Raw genomic sequence first — 19,561 nt, 5'->3', positions numbered from 1 at the left:
GATCCGCGTCCGAAAGACTGCTCGAGGCGCGGAAATGTGTCGGCATTACGATAGACCGCCGTTGCTGAGGCCAATGTCTACGCATCCGTCAGTTTCGCCAAAAGCTGGTTCTCCGAACGCTTTAACCAAGGCTTGTCGCGTAACCTGACGGACGTGATTGAGACTTCCATCCCGGCCGTCCTTCGTGAGCGCGCCAATCTCCAACCGGACGACGTAGCGGTCACCTTCATCGATTACGACCGAGACTGCGCCGGTGAGCCTCAGTCGCTGACGTGGTCACAGCTTTATCAGCGCACCTCGAGTGTCGCGCAGGAGCTGACTCAGAACGGGTCGCCAGGAGATCGTGCCGTCATTCTGGCGCCGCAGGGCCTGGATTACATGGTTGGGTTTCTTGGGGCCTTGCAGGCGGGCCGCGTTGCGGTTCCGCTTTCTGTTCCGCTTGGCGGCGCCACCGACGAGCGTGTCGATTTGGTATTGCAGGACGCCGCCCCCGCCGCTGTCCTCACGACATCCGCGGTGGCGGGAACGGTCGCTCACCACCTCGTTCCGGGACCGACGCCGGCCCCGTCATTGATCGAAGTCGACCTGTTGAGCCGTGACCCTGGTATCCGTGCCCACGTGGAGGCGGGCGACAGCCGCAGTACCGCCTATCTGCAATACACGTCCGGGTCGACCCGTCAGCCGGCCGGGGTGATGATGTCGAACCAGAATGTGCTGACAAATTTCGACCAGCTGATGTCAGGCTATTTCGCCGACCGTGGGAAGCTTCCGCCGCCGGACACCACGATCGTTTCGTGGCTGCCCTTTTACCACGACATGGGTCTCCTGTTAGGAATATGCGCGCCAGTCATTTTGGGGCTACGCACAGTACTCACCAGTCCGGTCGCGTTCCTGCAGCGCCCGGCCCGGTGGATGCATCTGATGGCCAGCAATCCACACGTCTATACGGCGGGACCGAATTTCGCATTTGAATTGGCGGCGCGCAAAACGTCGGATGACGACACGGCCGGGCTCGACCTTTCTGATCTGCTGATCATCGTCACCGGCAGCGAACGGGTGCACCCGGCGACAATGCGCCGCTTCGTCCAGCGGTTCGCGCGGTTCAACCTGCGCGAGTCGGTGATCCGTCCGTCCTACGGATTGGCGGAGGCGACGGTATACGTGGCGACCCGGGCACCGGGAGAACCGCCGAAGGTGGTTCATTTCAACGCTGAGAAGCTGGCCGACGGGCACGCGAAGCCGCTCGCGGGGGGCGCCGGCACACCGCTGATCAGTTACGGCGTGCCGGAAGCGCCGCTGGTGCGCATCGTTGATCCCGACACCAACACCGAACGGCCGGCGGGAACGACGGGCGAGGTCTGGGTGCACGGCGGCAATATCGCCGAGGGCTATTGGGGTAAACCGAAGGAAACCGCGGACACGTTCGGAGGGATGCTGGTCGGCCCGTCGGACGGTACGCCGGAAGGCCCGTGGTTGCGGACCGGTGACCTCGGGTTCATCTCCGACGGAGAGTTGTTCATTGTCGGTCGCATCAAAGATCTGCTCATCGTGTACGGACGCAACCATGCACCTGACGACATCGAGGCGACGATCCAAGAACGCACCGGGGGCCGGGTCGCGGCGATCGCGGTGGCCGACGGTCCCACCGAGAAGCTCGTCGTCATTGTCGAGCAAAAAAGGCGCGGGTCGTCGGACGAGGAGATCTCGGACAACCTCGCTGCCGTGCGGCGGGAGGTGGCGTCGGCGGTTTACGACGTACACGGCCTCAGCATCGCGGATCTGGTTCTGGTGCCGCCAGGTTCGATACCGATCACCACCAGCGGCAAGGTTCGGCGAGCGACGTGTGTCGAGCACTATCGGCATGGTCAATTCGACCGCTTGGACGCGTGATCCGTTGTCCTGCAAGGAAATACCCCAGTGGTCAGTTATTCTGAATGACAGGGTGCAGTAGTTGTCGGCGATGTGGAGCTCGGTTGCGGTTTTAGCACTTCCGATTGCACTTGATCCAGTGCGGCTCGGCGTCAACCTGCTGCTGGTGTCGAGGCCGCGTCCGGCGCAGAACTTGTTGGTGTACTGGATAGGTTGCGTGAGCGCGAGTTTCATCTTGCTGCTCGTGCCGCTGCTGGTGCTGCACTTCACGCCGTTGTTTTCGTCTTTTGTGCATGATCTGGCGAACCCGGCCACAACTGCAAGCGCGACTGTGCGACATATCGAGATCTTCGTCGGGGTGCTGGTATTGGTCGTCGCCGCAGTGATGGGCGCGCGTTTTGTCACGTCCCGGCGTGCGATGGCGCGAAGCCGGAATGCGAAGGTGTCGACCGCCGTGTCGGATCCGGATGCGGGCAGTCCCATCGCACGGTTGCTCAAGCGGGGCCAAGATGCGCCTGCACAAGGCGGATCTGTGGTTCAGCGAGTGCTTGGTCGCGCCCACAATGCCTGGGAGAGCGGCGCTTTGTGGGTGGCGGCGGTGATCGGGTTCTGGGCAGGGCCGAATCCGTCCTTGGTCATGTTCTCGCTGGCCACCATTCTGACCTCCGGCGCCGCGATCGGCACCCAGCTTGGCGCTGCAGTGGTGTTCATTGTCGTGAGCTTGGCGGTGGTGGAGATCGTTCTGATCAGTAACCTGGCCGCGCCGATCAGAACCGAAGCCGCGCTGCGGCGAGTGCACGACTGGGTCGGTGGCTATCGCCGACAGATTCTGGTCGCCATCCTCACGTTGGTGGGTATCGCGTTCGTCGGACAAGGCACGGGACTGTTGTGAGCCGTCGACTGTAACGTCGGCATGCGGTGGGCGGCTATGCCGGTGCGACAGGTTATCTGGCGTGCCAGCTCCACTGAGTGCTGGCAATCTCTCCGACCAGGCCGACGCCACCGCCTAGGTGCTCAGGTCCTGTCGAGTAATGGACAGGCCAACGACCACGGCCCGGGTCGGCAAAAAGTCGATCCAACGGGTAATGCCAGCTGGACAATTCACCGAATCACTTCTTGAACAGGTGCGAGGCGTGTGTGACGGCCGCGCCGGCACGCATGGCAGCCGCCACGACTGCGACCTCGGAAAGCTGCGCGTCGTCTGCTCCCGCCTTGCGGGCGGCACTGACATGCAGCTCAATGCAATACGGGCACTGCGTCGTCAGTGCGACGGCGACTGCAATGAGTTGCTTGTCGCGTTGGGACAGTGCTCCGTCGGCAAAAGCCTGCTTGTCGAATGCCCAGAACGCCTGCATCGCATCTGGAGCATGCTCGTCAAGCGCCTTCAGATTGCTCAGATTTTTCATGTCGTACACGCGAGACCTCCTTGGACTTAATATATGCATGGCGCATACATCGGCAGACACTACACCGCCAAGCTGAAAAGAGAAGACGATGACCGGGTCGACGGGCCGCACAGCGAATCTTGTTGGCGCACTGTCGGTTGCGGTTACCGACCGCATCAAATGGGCAGTATTCGACGGCGCCAACCTCGGCGGCGAGGCGGTAGCAGCGCTCGTTGCGATCGGTCACTCGCCCGGCATGACGATCACCCAGCTTGGCAGTGTGCTTGAGCGGTCCCATCCAGCGGCGGTCCGCATCGTAGACCGGTTGCAGGATGCGAAACTGGTCAAGCGCGACAGAGCATCCGGTGATCGCCGAAGTGTGACACTGACATTGACGTCTCGGGGATTTGCCCATCGTCACGCCATACTTGACCGCCGACAATTGGCGCTGCAGCGGATCGTCGACTTGGTCGAGCCGGCCGACCGCCGGACATTGGAACGCCTCGCCGCTGCCATCCTGGGTGCCCTGCCGCAAGACGCGGCTTCGGCCTTGGCAATCTGTCGCTATTGCGACGAACAACGATGCGGAAGTTGTCCGATGGAACCGTTCGGATCAGTGTCGGGACAGGCGGCCGGGCGAGGCTGACCGCTTAGGTGCGTGGCCTACTACATTTTCGTCACAGTGACGTATAGACGCGGCGCCAAGGGGTGAGCAGGGGAGCGTGTGTCGGCATGCACCGTCATAGGGATCGACAATCCCAGCGCTCCGACGGCGGACCCGGCAACCGTCACGGTGTCGGTCGACGTCGAATGCCCGAACGCGAAATAGTCAGCGGCACCGCGCCCCGGTGTGAATTCGTCACGGTGACGAATTGGTAGGCACCGGCGGGGAAGGGTTGAGGACAAGCCTGCCGGTCGACCGTTCGCGTTCACGTGTGATTTCGGTGTGATTAGTCGCACTCATCGCGACCGAACACGCCGAAATTGCGCGCGGTGGCGCCTGATCGGCGGTCCGGCGTGCGGAGGCAGCTCATCGGTAGTCCGACGGCACAGAACGCACCGCGCGAAAATCAAACAGTCATCGAGGGGTGCGAGCACTTGCATCTAATGCAACGCGCATGCTTTGAGCGCCGATAAGCCACATTATGTCAAGTAAACGTCGCCGTTTTCATCTGATGAACCACGGACGTTCAAGAGTGTCCCCCCTCGCCCACCGTATTGGGTCGTCCGAACTAAACTGCCTCGACAACAACGGTTTACGACAGGCTCGGTACTGGGTTCTCCTACTCGTATCGAATGGACCACGGCTGAAACGGCCACGCTGACCGGCGTGATTGCTCCGGCCGACATCGACCACACGGACACCAGCGTTGTCTGGACGCTGGTCATTCTCTCCCCGGGGCGGACTTCTACCTTCTTGTCTCACAGCCTGAACATGAGAGCGCCGACACGCGTTGATACGGGTTGCCGGGAGACGCACGCTTCCCTGGGAAACGCACCGAGCAAGGAGTCAACGATGCAGGTAGGACTTAAACTTTTCGCCGAGCTGTACTCTCCGCTCGAGCTGGTGCGGCAGGCCGTGGTCGCGGAACAGGCGGGCTTCGACTTCGTCGAGATGAGCGACCACTTTCACCCGTGGCTGGATCAGTCGGACGACTTGCCGCTGGCCGGGCATTCCGGCTTCGCGTGGTCGGTGCTGGCGATGGTTGCCGCTCGTACCAGCTCGATTCGGTTTGGCACCGGCGTCACCTGCCCGACCGTGCGCTATCACCCGGCGATCATCGCCCAGGCGGCCGCCACCATGAGCATTCTGTCCGAGGGCCGGTTCTTCCTCGGTATCGGCTCCGGTGAGCGACTCAACGAACACATCGTCGGCCGCGGCTGGCACAGCGTGGCGGTACGCCAGGAAATGCTTCGTGAGGCACTGCACATCATCACGATGTTGTGGAGCGGCGGGTTCCACTCCTTCCACGGCAAGCACCTGCAACTGGAGGACGCCAGGGTCTATGACCTGCCCGACGAACTTCCGGAGATACTCGTCGCGGCGGGCGGCCCCAATGCCGCCCGGATCGCTGCGGACTACGGCGGCATGTTCACCAGCTCCACCACGCCAGATCCGGCGTTGGTAAAAGTTCACCGTGAACAAGGTGGGTCAGGAACCATTTTCGGCGAGATGTTCATCGCCTACGACCCGGACTCGAAGGAAGCCGGACTGCGGGCGGGAGCTCGCTCCGCGCGCTGGGCGGCACTCGGGGTGCAGGCTCTTCCGGAAATTCCACGCGCCTCCGCCTTCGAATCCGCCACGCAGTTCATCCAGACCAGCGACCTGGCGAACGCGGTTGTGGCCGGTCCGGAGGCCGCCGACTATGTGGCTCAGGCCGAGAAGTTCGCCGCTGCCGGCATCGACGGACTCGCGTTCGTCAACTGCTCACCCGATATAGACAAGTTCATCGACTTCGCCGCCGAGCATCTGATCGAGACGATCCACGGTATGAAAACGGCGTGAGCCCACATGAGTGACGGCGGGTGCGACTGATTCACATGTCGTCTATCTCGAGTCCTGGTCCATTTCTCCTCGGGCCTGCTCGATTTGGTCATAGGCGTACGCGACGATGGCAGCCGTGGTCATCGCCTCGCCAGTGCGGGCGAACGATTCGTAGGGCTGATTGCCGAGCACCTCGCGGCGGTGCATGATGGTGGCGCCCGGGCCAGGCCTCACCACTCCCGGCGGGGGATTGACACGCCAACTAGATGGTACGTCCAGGCACTGGAACTACTTGCAGCGCAATCACACTGGCCTGAACCTCACAGCACTAAGCCACCGCTCGGAAGTTTCAGCGATTCGTTGTGAGGTGAGCGCGCTTCTAAGTTGCCTCCATCAGTACCTGCAATACGGCGGACACTCCATCTCGGGCCACCGGTACACCGCTGAGCGCCGCGCAGGGGCGGCACCACATGATCAGTCCATAGCCGCCCTGCTGCAACAGTGCCTTTCCCCTGCCACGCCTTCCTGATGCACTGCTGCGCGGGGGGAAGGAATACGGCGGAGTTGAATATGGCGGGTTAGAGGCAAACTACACCGTATTACCCTGTGGTTCAACGGGTTTCATTGCCGATGGCCCGAATATGCGCGTAAACCTGCAGGGTGTTAGATAGGTCGCCGATCCGCTTCCGGAGCCAGATTGTCTATAGCGGCCGGTTGAGGCTCTTAGCTGCCGCGACAACGGCTGGGTGGTGGAGGTTCAGATGCTCGAGTTCGACGAGCTTGGGCCGTTCCCAGCTGGCGATGACGGTCCAAGTCGGCCGATGGAAGGACCACCACTGCACCGCCTGCCATTTTCGGTCATCGATGGCAGGAGAACGCTGAGACCAGATCCGGTGCGCCCACTCCGACGTGACCGCCAGGTTGCGAGTGACGATCTGTGTCGGTCGAAGCCCTAGCTCTATTAGACGGTGCGGATCATCAAGGTCGCAAATGCGTAGATCGTCGGGCAGTTCGTACACCCCGAGCGTCTTTTGTGCACCAGGTACTGCCGGAAAATCGAACATTGAGTCGATCCAGCGCGACAGGTTGCCGAACGCCTCGCCGCAAGCGGCCTCGGGCTGGCGGGCGACATACCAAACGTAATAGTCGGGGTGGTCAGCCCGGCCACCGCGCTGCGGGTGATGCTCATACAGAGGATGGCCTGGCTCGCCGGGCGGAGCCGCTTCAAGGTAGGGGAAAACGCGATATACCAGCACTCACGCCGCCCCGCCCCACATCTCTGCGTCGAGCGCTTGAAGAACCCGAGCGGCTCCTTCGGTTGTCAAGACATCAAGAGGTCGAGCTCCCCCGAGGAAGGCGTTAGCGCTCTCCATCCAGATACGCGCTGAGTCACCACCCCATACCAGGCGCGCCCGCGAATACACATGTTCTAGATCAATCAGAGCTGGAGCTGCGGCGGGGCCAGGACGTTCTTCCCCTGATGCCCACCGGGAAGTCTGCGATGGGCTGACGCCAATCAACTTCGCCAGCTGTGCACGCGAAAACACGTTCGCGAGGTACAGGACCCGGTATTCAGACAAGGGATCGTCGGCGGCGACCCGACCCCGTCGCGCAGCCCCGACTACGGCTGCCTTCGCGGTGGGCGCACTCTTCGCTGGAGCTCTGACGGCCGCCTTCTTTGACGCACTCTTGGCGTCGCTAGCCTTCTTTGTAGCCATATAATCACTCTACCCAATGTTTTTCGTGGGCAGTAACGCGAAGAGTAACTGGGCACGAGCATCAATGGGAAGTCTGGTCGCTTGATCCGACCGAACCGCGCGGGAGCGCTGATGCACCGCTACTGTCCCACGCTTGAGCAAACTAACTTGCCTGGAACCTCTGCAAAACTTTCCGCTTGATCTGGCTGCCAGCCACACCAGCAATCGATGCCTCCCCCGCCGCATCTCGACTGATGCACTGCCGGCGTACCGGCGGAATCAAATATGGCGGGTCACCGGTAACCACTGCACTGCATACCGCGCCTGATGAATCATTGTCCGACCTCCTGCCCTTCCGTATCGGGTCCAAGGCTGGGCGGCCAGCTCCGCGTGGCGGTGTGCGATGCGCTTTCACCTTTCCAGGAAGATCTCGGTGCTTCTGCTAGTCGCTATATCCGCGGGCATCATTGACTGCCTGTTTGCGTGCGCCGGCTACGCCTTCGTCCATGGCCGCTGACATCACATCACGTCAGGGCGCGGGCCGGCGGCCTGGCCGTACAAGTCCGCGGCCGCGCCCATCGCGGCTCGGACAGTGTCGTAGTAGTGCGTGCCGACGCCGCCGCTACGGTATGTGCGCAGTTGCGGGTTCTGCGCAAGTGTGGCCGCGAGCACGCTGTCGCTGATGCCGTACTTCCTGAACGCATCGCTGAATCGGACGATGAACCGCGCAATCGCCTTCTCGGGGTCTTGGCGCTCTTCGACCGTGCCGAAACTGGCTTTCTCCTGGAACAGGCCGATTACCTCGTCAGCCCTGGTACCCCGGCTCCCGTAGGCCTGCACACCGCCGGACACCGCCGGGCGAAAACCGGACTCGATCTTCGCGGTGGCGATGATTGTCATGATCTGATCTTCACTCAGCCCGGCCGCCTGCCCGTGCCTCACGATGGCCCTGACTATCGCCAGCGCGTCGGAGTCCTTATTCACCGCCGCCACCGGTGCGGGCGCGGCTGCCGGTGCAGGGGCGGGTGCGACCGCGGGGACGACTGCGGTTTCGAGCGCCGCCTGTTGCTCAGTCGCGACCGATGTCGCGCGGTTCGTCGGAGTAGACAGCAAAGCCGCGCCGCCGATGCCCGTCGCCACAAGAACGCCCGCCAGGATCTTCTTCCCAGGTTCCTGTGCTCCGGATGTGGTGGGCGCTCGGTGTTTGGCCATGGTTGTGCTCTCTTCTCGGGGTTTGAACTTGTGGATCCGTGTGCCGGACCTCGGACTCCCCCTCGAGCCCCGCAGCTCGGGAGCCGAGCAGCCGGGTCTGACCGCGCACTGGTCGCGATCCGGTGACTTGTCACCGAAATCATCGGTGCGCGCCAGCAATTTGCTGAGCGCGTTAGAGCTGCAGTGACGCACAAGCTGGCTCGCCACGGACACACCACACCCGTCGCGACGGATGCGCTTGGTTTGCCATATTGTGATCGGCGTCACTCAAACTGGTGCTACTGCAACTGTCGCCGTTGCCCGTGAACTGTATTAGAACGGTCGCGATTCGCAAAATCGCACAGGAACTTCACAAGTCGAGCAACACAGCTCGCGCATCATCCGCGACCGGATGAATTTTGCTGGGAGATACGGCAGCTGAGTATGTGCGCGAGTACCCGTTGAAGCCGAGGCACCTACCGGTCAACTCATGCGAATCGCCAGGCCGTCAAAGCGGATTAGCGCATCCGAGGTCGCAGCGTACCAATAGTCGATTTGAAACCTGATGCCGCCCAGTCAGTTTCAACGTAGCTCCTCGAGCCCATTCCGATGGCACCGAGCGCATCGCCGGTCACAATCGACGGCAACCACTGCGGCTTCTGTTTTCAGTGCTGTACTCCAGGATGTAGTGGACCACGACGCCGCTGTGCACCGGGACCCAGTAGACACTGCGACACGCATCTTCCGATGGCCGTTCGGAGAGCTGACAAGCTACGCGCGTGACGATGCCGCTCCGAACTGCCAGACGGCGCGATGCTTCCGTTCACGCCGTAGGCTCACGGCGTGCACAACGTGACCCTGGCCAGCGCCGCGTCAACGGCGGCGCTGACGGTGGGGCTGGCGGCCTATGCATGGTTGATCTTCGCCGGCATCGCGGTGGCGATCTACGACATACGCCGGCACCGACAGGGCCGGGCGATTGCCGCCGCGGTGATGGTTGGGGTGCTGACCCTGGGCGGGCTGGTTATCGCGATCGTCAGCAGTGTCGCGTGAACCGTCACAACGCGGTGGGTGTGGACACCGGACATCAATCCCGATTCTTCGCGCCGCGTTCTTCAGTTCGGGATTGGTACAGATGGTCAACACTGGCGGCGTAGCTTCCCGGCGGTGCCAGCGCGAGGAGTAGCGCGGCGGCGGCGGCGCTGAAAACCGATGCACTCAGCGGTGTCTCGAAGCCGGCGAAGAAGAACATCGACAGGGCGAACACAACAAGTGTTGCGGCGCTGCCGAGCGCGGCCCATCGAAGCTTTACTCCCAACAGCAATGCACTGCTGAGCAGGATTTCGACGGCCGTGGCACCCCATGCGACGGCGGTAACGAGTTTGGCAGGTAGATATGGGGCCAGAGTGTGCACGTACTGTGTGAAGGTCTCGAAGTCTCCCCAACCAACCTGATTGGTCCCGGGCGCTCCCCATAAACCGAATCGATCGGCCACGGCCGACAAGAACGCCGCCGCAAGCGCCGCTCTCGCAAAAATCGTTGCTGCTGACCAGGTTCTGGTGTCGTGTGACATCCATGTCAGATCTCGACGCGTTACGTCCGCCATTGTCTTTTCCTCTTCGTTCTATTGGCAGCGCGGCCCAGATTGCACGGTACGCCTGGAGGTCCGAAACCTTCATCCTTCCTGGACCCTTTTCGCGGGCCCGTCGTGTATTGGGTTTCACGAGTAAGCGATCCGCTTATGGTGATTTACGCGCACAACACCGATGTGATGGCGATCCACGAAGATGGCGTTGGACTGTGGCACCACATCGTGACGGGCGCCGCCCGCGGCTTATGCCGATGCGGTGAAGGCGGTGGCGCCCACTCCTGCGTCCGCGATGGGGCTAGCCGACTGCTGTCCCCGGCGAAGTGACCGCACAACCCCAGTGTGAGCGCCTAGGTCGTTACCGATGTCAGATGGTCACGGCTTCTATGACCGCGAACTGCCCAGTCTGGTTGACGGATGTGTGACGAAGCCCGGCGGCATCGAAGAGTTCATCGAACTCGTCGATGCTTCGTTCCTTGCCGTTTGTCATGACGAGCATGTTCATGTCCATCAGAGTTGGCAATCCCGGCGTACCCAATTCACCAACAAGGTTGTCGATCACCACGACGCGGCCGCCCGCTTCCAGGGAAGCCCCGCAGTTCTTCAAGATACGTATGCAGGTTTCGTCGTCCCAGTCGTGCAGGATGTACTTGAGCACGTACAAGTCAGCGGGCGGGACCGCGACGAAGAAGTCGCCTCCCACGGCGGTGAAGCGGTCATCCAAGCCGTCTTCGCGAGCGGCGGCCTCGGCGGCTGGCACCACGAACGGCAGATCGAAGACGCCCCCGCGTAGGCCGGGGTTCGCCCGCATCATCGCACGTATGACTTCGCCGTTGGCTCCTCCGACGTCCAGCGCCAAGTTGACATCGTGTGTGTCGACGATTGCCGCGATGTCGATCGCCACGGCACTGCTGAGGTTCGACATCGCCTCGGTGAAAATATCGGCCTCGTCGGGATGTTTGGCGAAGTAATCGAAGATCGTGTCGACGTCCCCGTGTGCGGCCTTTATCTGCCGTTCACCACTGCGCACAGCATCAAGGAAGCGTCCCCAGCTCAACCAGTGCCCAGGTGCGGCCTGCGCAAGCGCCATGCCGCGCAATGAGTTCGGATCCTCCTTGCGCAGTGTGCTCAGCAACGACGTCCCTGCGAAGTGCACTCCGTCGGCGGACGTCACAAGCCCCAACGAGGCGCAGGTACGCATCAAGCGTCCAGTGGCGTCGAGGTTGGTGGATTCGGCGGCCGCAATCGCGTCCGCGGTGTCGACACCGGCCGCGAGGTGATCAGCCAGGTTGAAAGCCGCCGCCGCACGGACAATCTGAGTGACCCAAAATCCGGTCACCATGGTTGTCATGAGCGAATAGTCTTGCGCTCCCGCTGGCACGGATTCTGTCATCGATTCTCCTTGGGCTGAACGGTTCGGTTGCAGGCCGAAGACCGTTGATGGAGCGTCCGGCCGCGTGTCGGCGTAGTCGCAGTCGACGCCCTGACCTCGTTATCGGGCGCCTCGATGACCAGCGTATCCGACATCGGAACAAAAAGGACTATATAGTCCTTAGAGTTGGCTGTCATCTGTCCCATTGGGCGGTGTCAACAGCCGCCGGCGTGTGGAACATGGTGGTCAATCCAGGAGGAGAGGTGGCCCGGTGCGCATAGTTGACGTCGTCGGTATTTGCTCGAATAACCCTGAGGGGCAAGTGGTCTCAAATCCAATCAGTCATCAGGGCCGGACGAGAGCACCGTCCGGTTTTCCCGGCCGCCCACAACAGAAAGTAGTGCAATGATTCTCATCGACAACGACATGCGCGACATCGTCGACAGCGCCAAACTCGGGTTCGTCGCCACCGTCAACCCCGACGGGTCACCCAACCTCTCCCCTAAAGCATCTCTGCGCGTATACGACGACAACCACATCGCATTCATGGACATCGCCTCACCGGACACCGTCGCGAACCTGTCGGTGAACCCACGCATCGAGATCGCTGTCGTGGATTTCCTGCGTCGACGTGGCTACCGCTTCACTGGCAGTGCTGAACTGCACCAGCCCGGCAGCGCCGTGCACACCTGGTTACACGAATGGCTGCTTGAGCTCAACGGGCCGGGTTATCCCGCCAGACAGGCGGTGTTGGTGAACGTCGAACGCGTACGGCCGATCCTGTCGCCGGCATACACCTACGGCAATGCTGACGAACAAAGCCTTGTCACGCAGTATGCGGCCACCTACCTCAACGGCACGCACACCACCGATCAGTCCGCAGCCGACCGGAAGTGACATCGCTCCCGGATCCTGTCGCCACGGCGCAGTACGAACCAATGCCGTTGGTGCCCGCCGGTTCCCGAACGCAATGGTCACGCGGGCAGATGGCGGTTGCCCGTTGACAGGTCCGACCGCTGCTTGTTCCATCGCCGGTTGATCATCATCATCATGTAGAGATGATCGCCTCGGCGCGACGCCTCGGCTCGCGCGGATGTTCTCTTGACCGGAAGGCCACCATGACGACCACGCAGACGACCGACCGAGGCAGCGCAGCGTTGGCATCGGCGCGGGAGTCGGTGGCTGCCCGCGCCACCGCACTCGATGAGCTGCGTACCGATGTCCGCGAGGATCTCGCGATGTTGGGCCGCGCAGGGCTATTCGACGCGGCCTTGCAAGAGAGCGGTACCGCAGACCTGGTTCAGGTTATCGACACAATCGCTGCAGAGAGCCTTGCTGTCGGCTTCTCGACGTGGGCTCACGCGATGACACTGCTGTACCTGCAGCGGGCGTCGGCCGGCCTGCGCGAAGAGTATGTCGATGCGCTGCGCACCGGGTCCCGTGTGGGAGTAACGGCCATGGCACCCGCACTGAAACAGCTGGCCGGTCTGGGAGACATGCCGGTGATCGCCGACGAGTCCGGCGGTATGGTGCGTGTCACCGGCTCAATACCTTGGGCGTCAAACCTATTCGACAACGCTGTGATCGTCTTGCCGGCACGCAGCATCAGCGGAGGAACGTACGTGGTCGCCGTGGATGCTCATACCACGGGCCTCACGATCAATCCCGCGCCGGCATTGATGGCGCTGGGGGCAACGGCATCCACTTCCGTGAATCTTCACGACGTGGAAGTGCCCAGGACACACATCATCAGCCGTGACTTGGGTGAGTTCGTCAAACGATTCCGCCCGATGCTCCTGCTGTTGCAAACGGCATTCGCCCTGGGTGTGGGTCGGGCGTCCCTTGATGCGGCCCGACAGTTCACCGGACCGTTGACGGCGCCTTTCGCCGACGACCTCGCGGCACTTTCCCGTCAAATGACCAAGCTTGGCGATCTGCTGTACGCCGTCGGCGGTGAGCCGCCCCACCGTCCGATCAAGGACATCATCCAACTGCGTCTGGACACCGGCGCGGCAGCGGTATCGGCGACTCGGTTGGAGTTCACGTTGGCCGGGGCCAGCGGCTATCGCAGCGGCACCGCTACAAATCGCCGGTTTCGCGAGGCCGCGTTCTTGCCGATCCAAGCCCCGTCGGAAGGCCAGTTGCGTCGGGAATTACAGCTGTTCCACCAGCAGAGCCAGCGTTGTGCGAGGTAGGAACGACCGGTTTGACATGAGCTGACTGTGTTCGGACCCGCTTGGCGCACCGTCAAGTGGGCGCCACGCCGCTACGTCAGCCGGGGCATCGCTGGCACCGAGCTGCCTTTTCGCGAAATTGCTGAGAGTGGCCTCACCGGGTTCGCCGACCGTCGATGACGGTGTACTGCCCGTCATCGGTGGTGGCGGGTTCGCTCATCTGCCGATCGCATGCGGCCGGATCCCCAGTCGGTCGCACTTCGACGAGTGATGCGCCGAGATGTTTCCGCTGTGAAAAATACTCACATCGATCTATGCATGACCCAATTAGCTGTTGTAAATTAACACTACTTGCGCACGCGACAGCGAGTTTAGTCGTCTAAAGGAGTGCTACCTGTGAAATTCGCACAAGGCCGGCGACTATGACCATGGACGCGAAGACGCGTCGAGACCGCATCGCGCACCGGGTAACCGTCGCGCGTGAAGTGACGTACGCGGAGCTGGCCGCCGAGTTCGACGTGTCCGAGATGACCATCCGGCGCGATGTCGAGGCGCTCGAGACTCTCGGCGTGGTCAGGCGAGTGGTCGGAGGTGCGATCGCGCTCCAGGGCAAGGACCACGAGCCCGCCTTCGCCGCCCGACTCGCCGACGCGGCGGAAGAAAAGCGGCACATCGCCGACGCTGTCGCCGGCCTGATCGCACACAACGAGACGTTGATCCTCGACTCCGGCAGCACCGCGCTCGCGGTGGCGAAGTCGTTGAAGGGGCGCGGATTGGGCCTGACCGTTCTGACGCCAAGCCTGTTGGTAGCGCTCGAATTGATCGACGAGCCCGAGACCACAGTCGTAATGACCGGTGGCGAATTGCGGCCGGGCGAATTGAGCCTGATCGGTCCGGTGGCCGAGGACACGTTGGCCAACTACAACTGCGACACCTTCGTGATGGGCGTGGCGGGTATCGACGCCGACCGCGGGATCTCCGACTATCACCAGGGTGAGAGCCGCGTGAAACGCGCGGCGAGCAGACGCGCGGACCGGGTCATCGTCGCTGCCGACCAAAGCAAGCTCGGGCGCGTCACCTTCACCAGCATCGCTGCCCTCGCCGACATCGACGTGATCATCACCGACGGTGATCCCGGCCATCCGGCGCTCGTAGCGGCGCGCGCCGCGGGTGTCGACGTCTTCTGCGTCGACAACCGCGTTCACAGCGGCTCGGCGGAGCAGCGGGCGGAGCAGCCGTGAGTTCGTACACCATCGGGATCGACATCGGGACCACCGGCACCAAGACCGTGCTGTTCGACACGTCGCACGGGATCGTCGGGCAAGCGTCCCGGGAGACTGCGTTGCACTCACCGCACCCCGGATTCGCCGAGGCCGACACCGGTCAATGGCACCGCAACGTTGCCGAATCCATCCGAGAAGTGGTGGCTGGCAGCGACATCCGCGCCGACGAGGTTCAGGCGATCGCCGTCTCAGGCATGGTTCCCGCCGTCGTCCCATTGGACCGCGACGGAAATCCGTTGCGCCGGGCGATCTTGCAGAACGATGCCAGGGCCTCGCTCGAGATCCAGGACCTGGCGTCGGCGCTGGCCGACATCGACCTGGTGACGATGACCGGTTCGGCGCTGACCCAACAATCGGTCGCCCCCACCACGACGTGGCTGCGCGAGCACGAGCCCGAGGTCTACGAGCGCACCGCGCACTATGTCGGTTCCTACGACTGGGTGTTGACGGCGTTAGGTGCCGAGATCCACGTCGAGCAGAACTGGGCACTCGAGTCCGGTCTGTTCACCATCGACGGTGAGATCGCGCAACCCGTGCTCACCGCCGCCGGCCTCGATGCCGCAACGTTGCCGACGGTTCACCGACCGGGGACCCGGGTTGGGGATCTCAGCGAGGCCGCGGCGCGTCAGACCGGCTTGTCGGCAGGCACCGCATTGGTCGTCGGCGGCGCCGATCACGTGCTCTCGGCGTTCGCGGCCGGAGTCAACGGGCCTGGCGACGCGCTCGTGAAACTCGGCGGTGCAGGCGACGTGTTGGTCGCCAGCAATACCAGGATCGTCGACGAACGGCTCTATCTCGATGCCCACCCCGTGCCCGGACACTGGCTGCCCAACGGCTGCATGGCCACCAGCGGCAGCCTGATTCGCTGGTTTCAGGCTCTCGTCGGCGGCATAGACCTCACAGAGCTCGACGAGCAAGCAGCGTCATGCCAGCCGGCGGAAGTGCTGTGCCTGCCGTACTTCCTCGGGGAGAAAAGCCCGATCCACGATCCCGATCTGCGCGGGGTGTTCGCGGGAATGCATCTTGGTCACAGCCGTGCCGATCTCTACCGATCGGTGCTGGAGGCCATCGCTTTCGGCTTCCGGCACCACTTCGACGTGTTCGCTGACATCGATATCGAGCCAACAAAGGTGATGGTCACCAATGGTGGGTCAAAGTCGACGCTGTGGAAGCAGATCCACGCCGACGTGCTCGGCGTTGAAATGTTCCCCGTCCGTGGCCATCCCGGGGCTTCGCTGGGCGCTGCGGTGATCGCTGCCATTGGCGTAGGTGCCCTTGACGACTGGTCGGACGCCGCGCGCTTCGTCACGCTCGACCCGCCGGTTGTTCCGGAACCGGCGACGCGGGCGGTCTACGACGACGCCTACCAGACGTGGCGTGAACTCGGTGCCGCGGTGGCGCCGATCTCGCACACCATGGCACGACGTATCGGTAATCCACCAACAGTGAAAGGAACAGTGCCGCAATGATATCCACCACGACACCTCGGCGGAGGCGGCCGTTCATCGCCGTCCCTATTATCGCGCTATTGGCGGTGCTCACGTTGTTGATCAGCTCCTGCGCGGGCAGCGGTGGTCCCGAGCAGCCGCAGGGCAGCGGATCCGGCGAAGTCCCCAAAGACGTCAAGGGTACCGTGCGCATCCTGATGGAGAACGTCCCCGACACCGACATCGTGAAATCGATGGTGCCGGAGTTCAATAAGGACTACCCGAATGCCAAGATCGACATCGAGACCCTGACCTATGACCAGATGCGCGACAAACTGGTGTCGTCCTTCCAGTCGCCGTCGCCTGCCTACGATCTGATCATCGTCGACAACCCGTGGATGGTCGACTTCGCGAACGCGAAGTTCTTGCAACCGCTGGATTCCCGCATTGACAGCACGCCAGACTACGACGCGGGTGACTTCTTCCCGTCGCTGACGGCGATCACCACCGTCGACAAGGTGCGCTACGGCGTGCCGTTCTACAACTACGCGCTCGGATATCTCTACAACACAGACGATCTCGCACAAGCCAAATTGCAGGTGCCCACCACTCTCGACGAGCTGGTCAGCACCTCCAAGGCGCTCAAGGTCGGCGACCGAGCGGGTATCGCGATGCAGCCGCAGCGCGGCTACAAGATCTTCGAGGAATGGGGCAACTGGCTGTTCGCGGCGGGCGGATCGATCTACGACGCCAATGGCAAGCCCAGCCTGAACACCCCGGAGGCCAAGCGGGCGCTGAACGCGTACATCGACACCTACCACACTGCCGCACCGCCGAACAGCTTGAACTGGGCCTTCGACGAGGCGTTCCGATCCGTGTCCAGCGGCCAGGCCGCATCGATGATCAGCTACAACTGGAATCTGCCCGCGCTCAACGAGCCCGGATCCGGACCGTCGGCCGGAAAGTACAAGCTGGCCCCGATCCCCGGTGGAAAGCAGGTGCTCGGTTCGTGGAGCTGGGCCATCCCGGCCAATTCCGGTGCTTCGGATGCCGGTTGGGCGTTCGCGTCATGGCTCACCTCCAAGGCGCGTGACGTCGAACGAACCGAGAAGGGCGGCGCCGCGATCCGCCAGAGCACACTGAAGAACCCGGCAGTACTCAACGGCAAGTTCGGCGCGGACTATTACAAGACCGTCGAGCAGATTCTCGCGAACGCCTCACCGCTGAGCCAGGGCCCCAGCGGCGAGGAGATGATCCAAGCCGTCGGTACCGAACTCAACGAAGCCGTGGCCGGCACCAAGAGCGTCGACGACGCGCTCGCCGCAGCGCAGGCGGCCGCCGAGAAGATCCAGGGCTAAGTCGTTCGATGGCCCTTCGGAAACCGACCACGTCGATGGAAAGGACACGGCCGCTGTGGCATTCAAATATCGAATGATCGCACCGCTGATCGCCCTTTTCGTGGGCGTGGTCGGTTTCCCCCTCGTGTATGCGTTCTATTTGAGCATCACTGATTACAAACTCACCAGCCACCGCACGCCGGACCTGATCGGTATCGGCAATTATGCTGCAACCCTTAAGGACCCGGCGTTCTGGCAGGCGTTCGGCACCACCGCGACGTTTGTGTGCGTGGCGGTCGCGCTTGAACTGACCATCGGCCTCGCGATTGCTCTGGCCCTGCAAAAGCAGCGCTGGGCACGCGATCTCACCAGATCGATGCTGCTTGCTCCGATGTTCATCACCCCCATCGCTGTCGGTCTCACCTTCCGATTCCTGCTCAACGACCAGATCGGCGCGATCCCGCGCATGTTGCAGGCGATCGGCATCGACTACGACTTCTTCGGACCCGGCCGCGCCCTTTACACGCTCGCCTTCATCGACGTCTGGCAGTGGACGCCGTTCATGGTGCTGCTCCTGCTAGCCGGGCTGCAGTCGATTCCGCAAGAACCGATTGAAGCCGCCAAGGTCGACGGTGCCGGTGGGTGGTACGTGTTGCGTCGCGTCACGCTGCCGCTACTCGCGCCGGTTCTGGTGGTCGCGGTGTTGCTGCGCTCGCTCGACGCCCTGAAGGTGTTCGAGTATGTGTTCGCCACCACCCGCGGCGGCCCGGGCACCGAAACGCAGACGTTGCAGTATTTCGTCTATCAGACGGGAATACAGTTCTTCCGCATCGGATCGGCGTCTTCGATGGCGTTTGTGGTGCTGCTGCTTGTGCTGACGATCATCATCGTTGCCTTCCGCCGCATGGAGAAGGCCAAGCAGCCATGAGGTCATCGCGCACCCTCGCCGTCTGCCGCATCGCACTGTTGTGGGCCGCGGCCATCACGGTGCTCTTCCCGATGGTATGGATTGCCTTGGCAAGCCTGAAAACACCTGAGCAGCTTAACAATCCGTTCCTCGTGGCGTTCACACCTGACTTCGCCAGCTGGCGCAACGTGCTGTCTTCCGAGATCCTGGCCGCGGCCGGCCGAAGTGCGATCGTCGCGCTGAGCACCGTCGGTATCAGCCTTGTCGTGGGCAGCATGGGCGCTTATGCCATCGCCCGTTTCCGGGCCGGTGGCACCGCCACGCGGTTCGGAATGCTTGCCGCGCAGGTACTCCCGCCCGCAGTGCTGGTCTTCCCATTCCTCACGATGGCCTACGCCTTACGGCTCACCGACACCCTGGTGCCCGTGATATTCGCACACCTGAGTTTCGTGCTTCCGGTGGTGACCTGGTTCCTGATCGGTTTCTTCGAAGCGGTCCCCCGCTCTTTGGAGGAACAGGCCCAGGTCGACGGGTTCACTCGATTCCAGGCTTTCCGGCTGGTCGTGCTCCCCCAGGTGTATCCCGGGATCGGAGCTGCAGCGATTTTCGGCTTCACCCTGTCGTGGAACGACTTGTTCTACGGCTTGATTCTCGCCCCAGGCAAAGCGGCGATCCTGCCGGTCGCGATCGCCGGGTTCAACACGTTCCGCGGTGTGCAGATCGGGTCGATGAGCGCCGCGATCCTGATCGCCGTCGTCCCCGTCGTCATCGCGAGCTTTTTCATTCAGCGTCAGCTGGTGCAAGGCATCAGCGGTGGCGCGGTGAAGTTCTAGAAGGTTGGTGACT

The 19,561-nt window shown here is 62.6% G+C and carries 19 protein-coding genes; 12 read left to right on the top strand and 7 right to left on the bottom strand.

The features are described from left to right. Nucleotides 1-153 precede the first annotated feature (153 nt). Together ACGFK1_RS19970 and ACGFK1_RS19965 are read left to right on the top strand one after the other, a co-directional pair. Nucleotides 154-1,890, top strand: a complete 1,737-nt coding sequence (locus ACGFK1_RS19970) for an AMP-binding protein (protein WP_393432924.1) — start codon at nt 154-156, stop codon at nt 1,888-1,890. A gap of 70 nt (nt 1,891-1,960) precedes the next feature. Next, nucleotides 1,961-2,761 (top strand): GAP family protein, encoded by an 801-nt coding sequence (locus ACGFK1_RS19965; RefSeq protein WP_393432921.1) that lies wholly within the window; start codon nt 1,961-1,963, stop codon nt 2,759-2,761. 217 nt (nt 2,762-2,978) lie between these two features. On the opposite strand, the gene ACGFK1_RS19960 is transcribed toward ACGFK1_RS19965, so the two are convergent. Further along, the gene (locus ACGFK1_RS19960) at nt 2,979-3,275 is read right to left on the bottom strand and encodes a carboxymuconolactone decarboxylase family protein (RefSeq protein WP_393433199.1); all 297 of its coding nucleotides are present in this window, start codon (nt 3,273-3,275) and stop codon (nt 2,979-2,981) included. An 88-nt stretch (nt 3,276-3,363) separates the two neighbouring features. Here ACGFK1_RS19960 and ACGFK1_RS19955 point away from each other — a divergent pair, with 88 nt between their 5' ends. Both ACGFK1_RS19955 and ACGFK1_RS19950 read left to right on the top strand, forming a co-directional pair. Beyond that, entirely contained in the window at nt 3,364-3,900 is a 537-nt protein-coding gene (locus ACGFK1_RS19955; protein ID WP_393432918.1) for a MarR family winged helix-turn-helix transcriptional regulator, read from the top strand. Nucleotides 3,901-4,770: 870 nt separating this feature from the next. After that, nucleotides 4,771-5,760 carry a TIGR03557 family F420-dependent LLM class oxidoreductase gene (locus ACGFK1_RS19950; RefSeq protein WP_393432915.1) on the top strand — a complete coding sequence of 330 codons (990 nt, stop codon included), beginning with the start codon at nt 4,771-4,773 and terminating at the stop codon, nt 5,758-5,760. 42 nt (nt 5,761-5,802) lie between these two features. On the opposite strand, the gene ACGFK1_RS19945 is transcribed toward ACGFK1_RS19950, so the two are convergent. From ACGFK1_RS19945 to ACGFK1_RS19930, 4 genes are all read right to left on the bottom strand, one after another. Continuing rightward, entirely contained in the window at nt 5,803-5,973 is a 171-nt protein-coding gene (locus ACGFK1_RS19945) for a hypothetical protein (RefSeq protein WP_393432912.1), read from the bottom strand. A 467-nt stretch (nt 5,974-6,440) separates the two neighbouring features. Further along, the gene (locus tag ACGFK1_RS19940; RefSeq protein WP_393432910.1) at nt 6,441-6,995 is read right to left on the bottom strand and encodes an RES family NAD+ phosphorylase; all 555 of its coding nucleotides are present in this window, start codon (nt 6,993-6,995) and stop codon (nt 6,441-6,443) included. Further along, on the bottom strand, nt 6,996-7,457 hold the full coding sequence (locus ACGFK1_RS19935) for an antitoxin Xre/MbcA/ParS toxin-binding domain-containing protein (protein ID WP_393432907.1): 462 nt from the start codon (nt 7,455-7,457) through the stop codon (nt 6,996-6,998). A 498-nt stretch (nt 7,458-7,955) separates the two neighbouring features. Continuing rightward, entirely contained in the window at nt 7,956-8,648 is a 693-nt protein-coding gene (locus ACGFK1_RS19930) for a hypothetical protein (RefSeq protein WP_393432904.1), read from the bottom strand. A gap of 822 nt (nt 8,649-9,470) precedes the next feature. Between ACGFK1_RS19930 and ACGFK1_RS19925 the strand changes: the two genes are divergently transcribed. Next, the gene (locus ACGFK1_RS19925; protein ID WP_393432902.1) at nt 9,471-9,680 is read left to right on the top strand and encodes a hypothetical protein; all 210 of its coding nucleotides are present in this window, start codon (nt 9,471-9,473) and stop codon (nt 9,678-9,680) included. Between the two features lie 34 nt (nt 9,681-9,714). On the opposite strand, the gene ACGFK1_RS19920 is transcribed toward ACGFK1_RS19925, so the two are convergent. Both ACGFK1_RS19920 and ACGFK1_RS19915 read right to left on the bottom strand, forming a co-directional pair. Further along, nucleotides 9,715-10,233, bottom strand: coding sequence for a hypothetical protein (locus tag ACGFK1_RS19920; protein ID WP_393432899.1), 519 nt, complete (start codon nt 10,231-10,233; stop codon nt 9,715-9,717). Nucleotides 10,234-10,582: 349 nt separating this feature from the next. Further along, nucleotides 10,583-11,566: a methyltransferase gene (locus ACGFK1_RS19915; RefSeq protein WP_393432896.1), complete on the bottom strand. Its 984-nt coding sequence runs from the start codon at nt 11,564-11,566 to the stop codon at nt 10,583-10,585. Between the two features lie 426 nt (nt 11,567-11,992). On the opposite strand from ACGFK1_RS19915, the gene ACGFK1_RS19910 reads away from it, so the two are divergent. From ACGFK1_RS19910 to ACGFK1_RS19880, 7 genes are all read left to right on the top strand, one after another. Further along, nucleotides 11,993-12,484: a pyridoxamine 5'-phosphate oxidase family protein gene (locus ACGFK1_RS19910; protein ID WP_393432893.1), complete on the top strand. Its 492-nt coding sequence runs from the start codon at nt 11,993-11,995 to the stop codon at nt 12,482-12,484. Between the two features lie 221 nt (nt 12,485-12,705). Continuing rightward, nucleotides 12,706-13,782 (top strand): acyl-CoA dehydrogenase, encoded by a 1,077-nt coding sequence (locus tag ACGFK1_RS19905; RefSeq protein ID WP_393432890.1) that lies wholly within the window; start codon nt 12,706-12,708, stop codon nt 13,780-13,782. 401 nt (nt 13,783-14,183) lie between these two features. Beyond that, a complete protein-coding gene (locus ACGFK1_RS19900; protein ID WP_393432887.1) occupies nt 14,184-15,002 on the top strand; it encodes a DeoR/GlpR family DNA-binding transcription regulator in 819 nt (272 codons plus the stop codon). Continuing rightward, on the top strand, nt 14,999-16,513 hold the full coding sequence (locus ACGFK1_RS19895; RefSeq protein ID WP_393432884.1) for an FGGY-family carbohydrate kinase: 1,515 nt from the start codon (nt 14,999-15,001) through the stop codon (nt 16,511-16,513). The genes ACGFK1_RS19900 and ACGFK1_RS19895 overlap by 4 nt, the downstream gene beginning before the upstream one ends. Continuing rightward, a complete protein-coding gene (locus tag ACGFK1_RS19890) occupies nt 16,510-17,829 on the top strand; it encodes an ABC transporter substrate-binding protein (protein WP_393432881.1) in 1,320 nt (439 codons plus the stop codon). The genes ACGFK1_RS19895 and ACGFK1_RS19890 overlap by 4 nt, the downstream gene beginning before the upstream one ends. 55 nt (nt 17,830-17,884) lie before the next feature. Further along, nucleotides 17,885-18,736 (top strand): carbohydrate ABC transporter permease, encoded by an 852-nt coding sequence (locus tag ACGFK1_RS19885; RefSeq protein ID WP_393432878.1) that lies wholly within the window; start codon nt 17,885-17,887, stop codon nt 18,734-18,736. Further along, the gene (locus ACGFK1_RS19880; RefSeq protein WP_393432875.1) at nt 18,733-19,548 is read left to right on the top strand and encodes a carbohydrate ABC transporter permease; all 816 of its coding nucleotides are present in this window, start codon (nt 18,733-18,735) and stop codon (nt 19,546-19,548) included. Before ACGFK1_RS19885 ends, ACGFK1_RS19880 begins: the two co-directional genes overlap by 4 nt. Nucleotides 19,549-19,561: the final 13 nt, after the last annotated feature.

The sequence above is a fragment of the Mycobacterium sp. NPDC048908 genome, assembly GCF_043197955.1.
Classification (GTDB): domain Bacteria; phylum Actinomycetota; class Actinomycetes; order Mycobacteriales; family Mycobacteriaceae; genus Mycobacterium.
The sequence above is the reverse complement of the archived record's forward strand: the minus strand, read 5'-3'. Positions and strand labels throughout refer to the sequence as shown.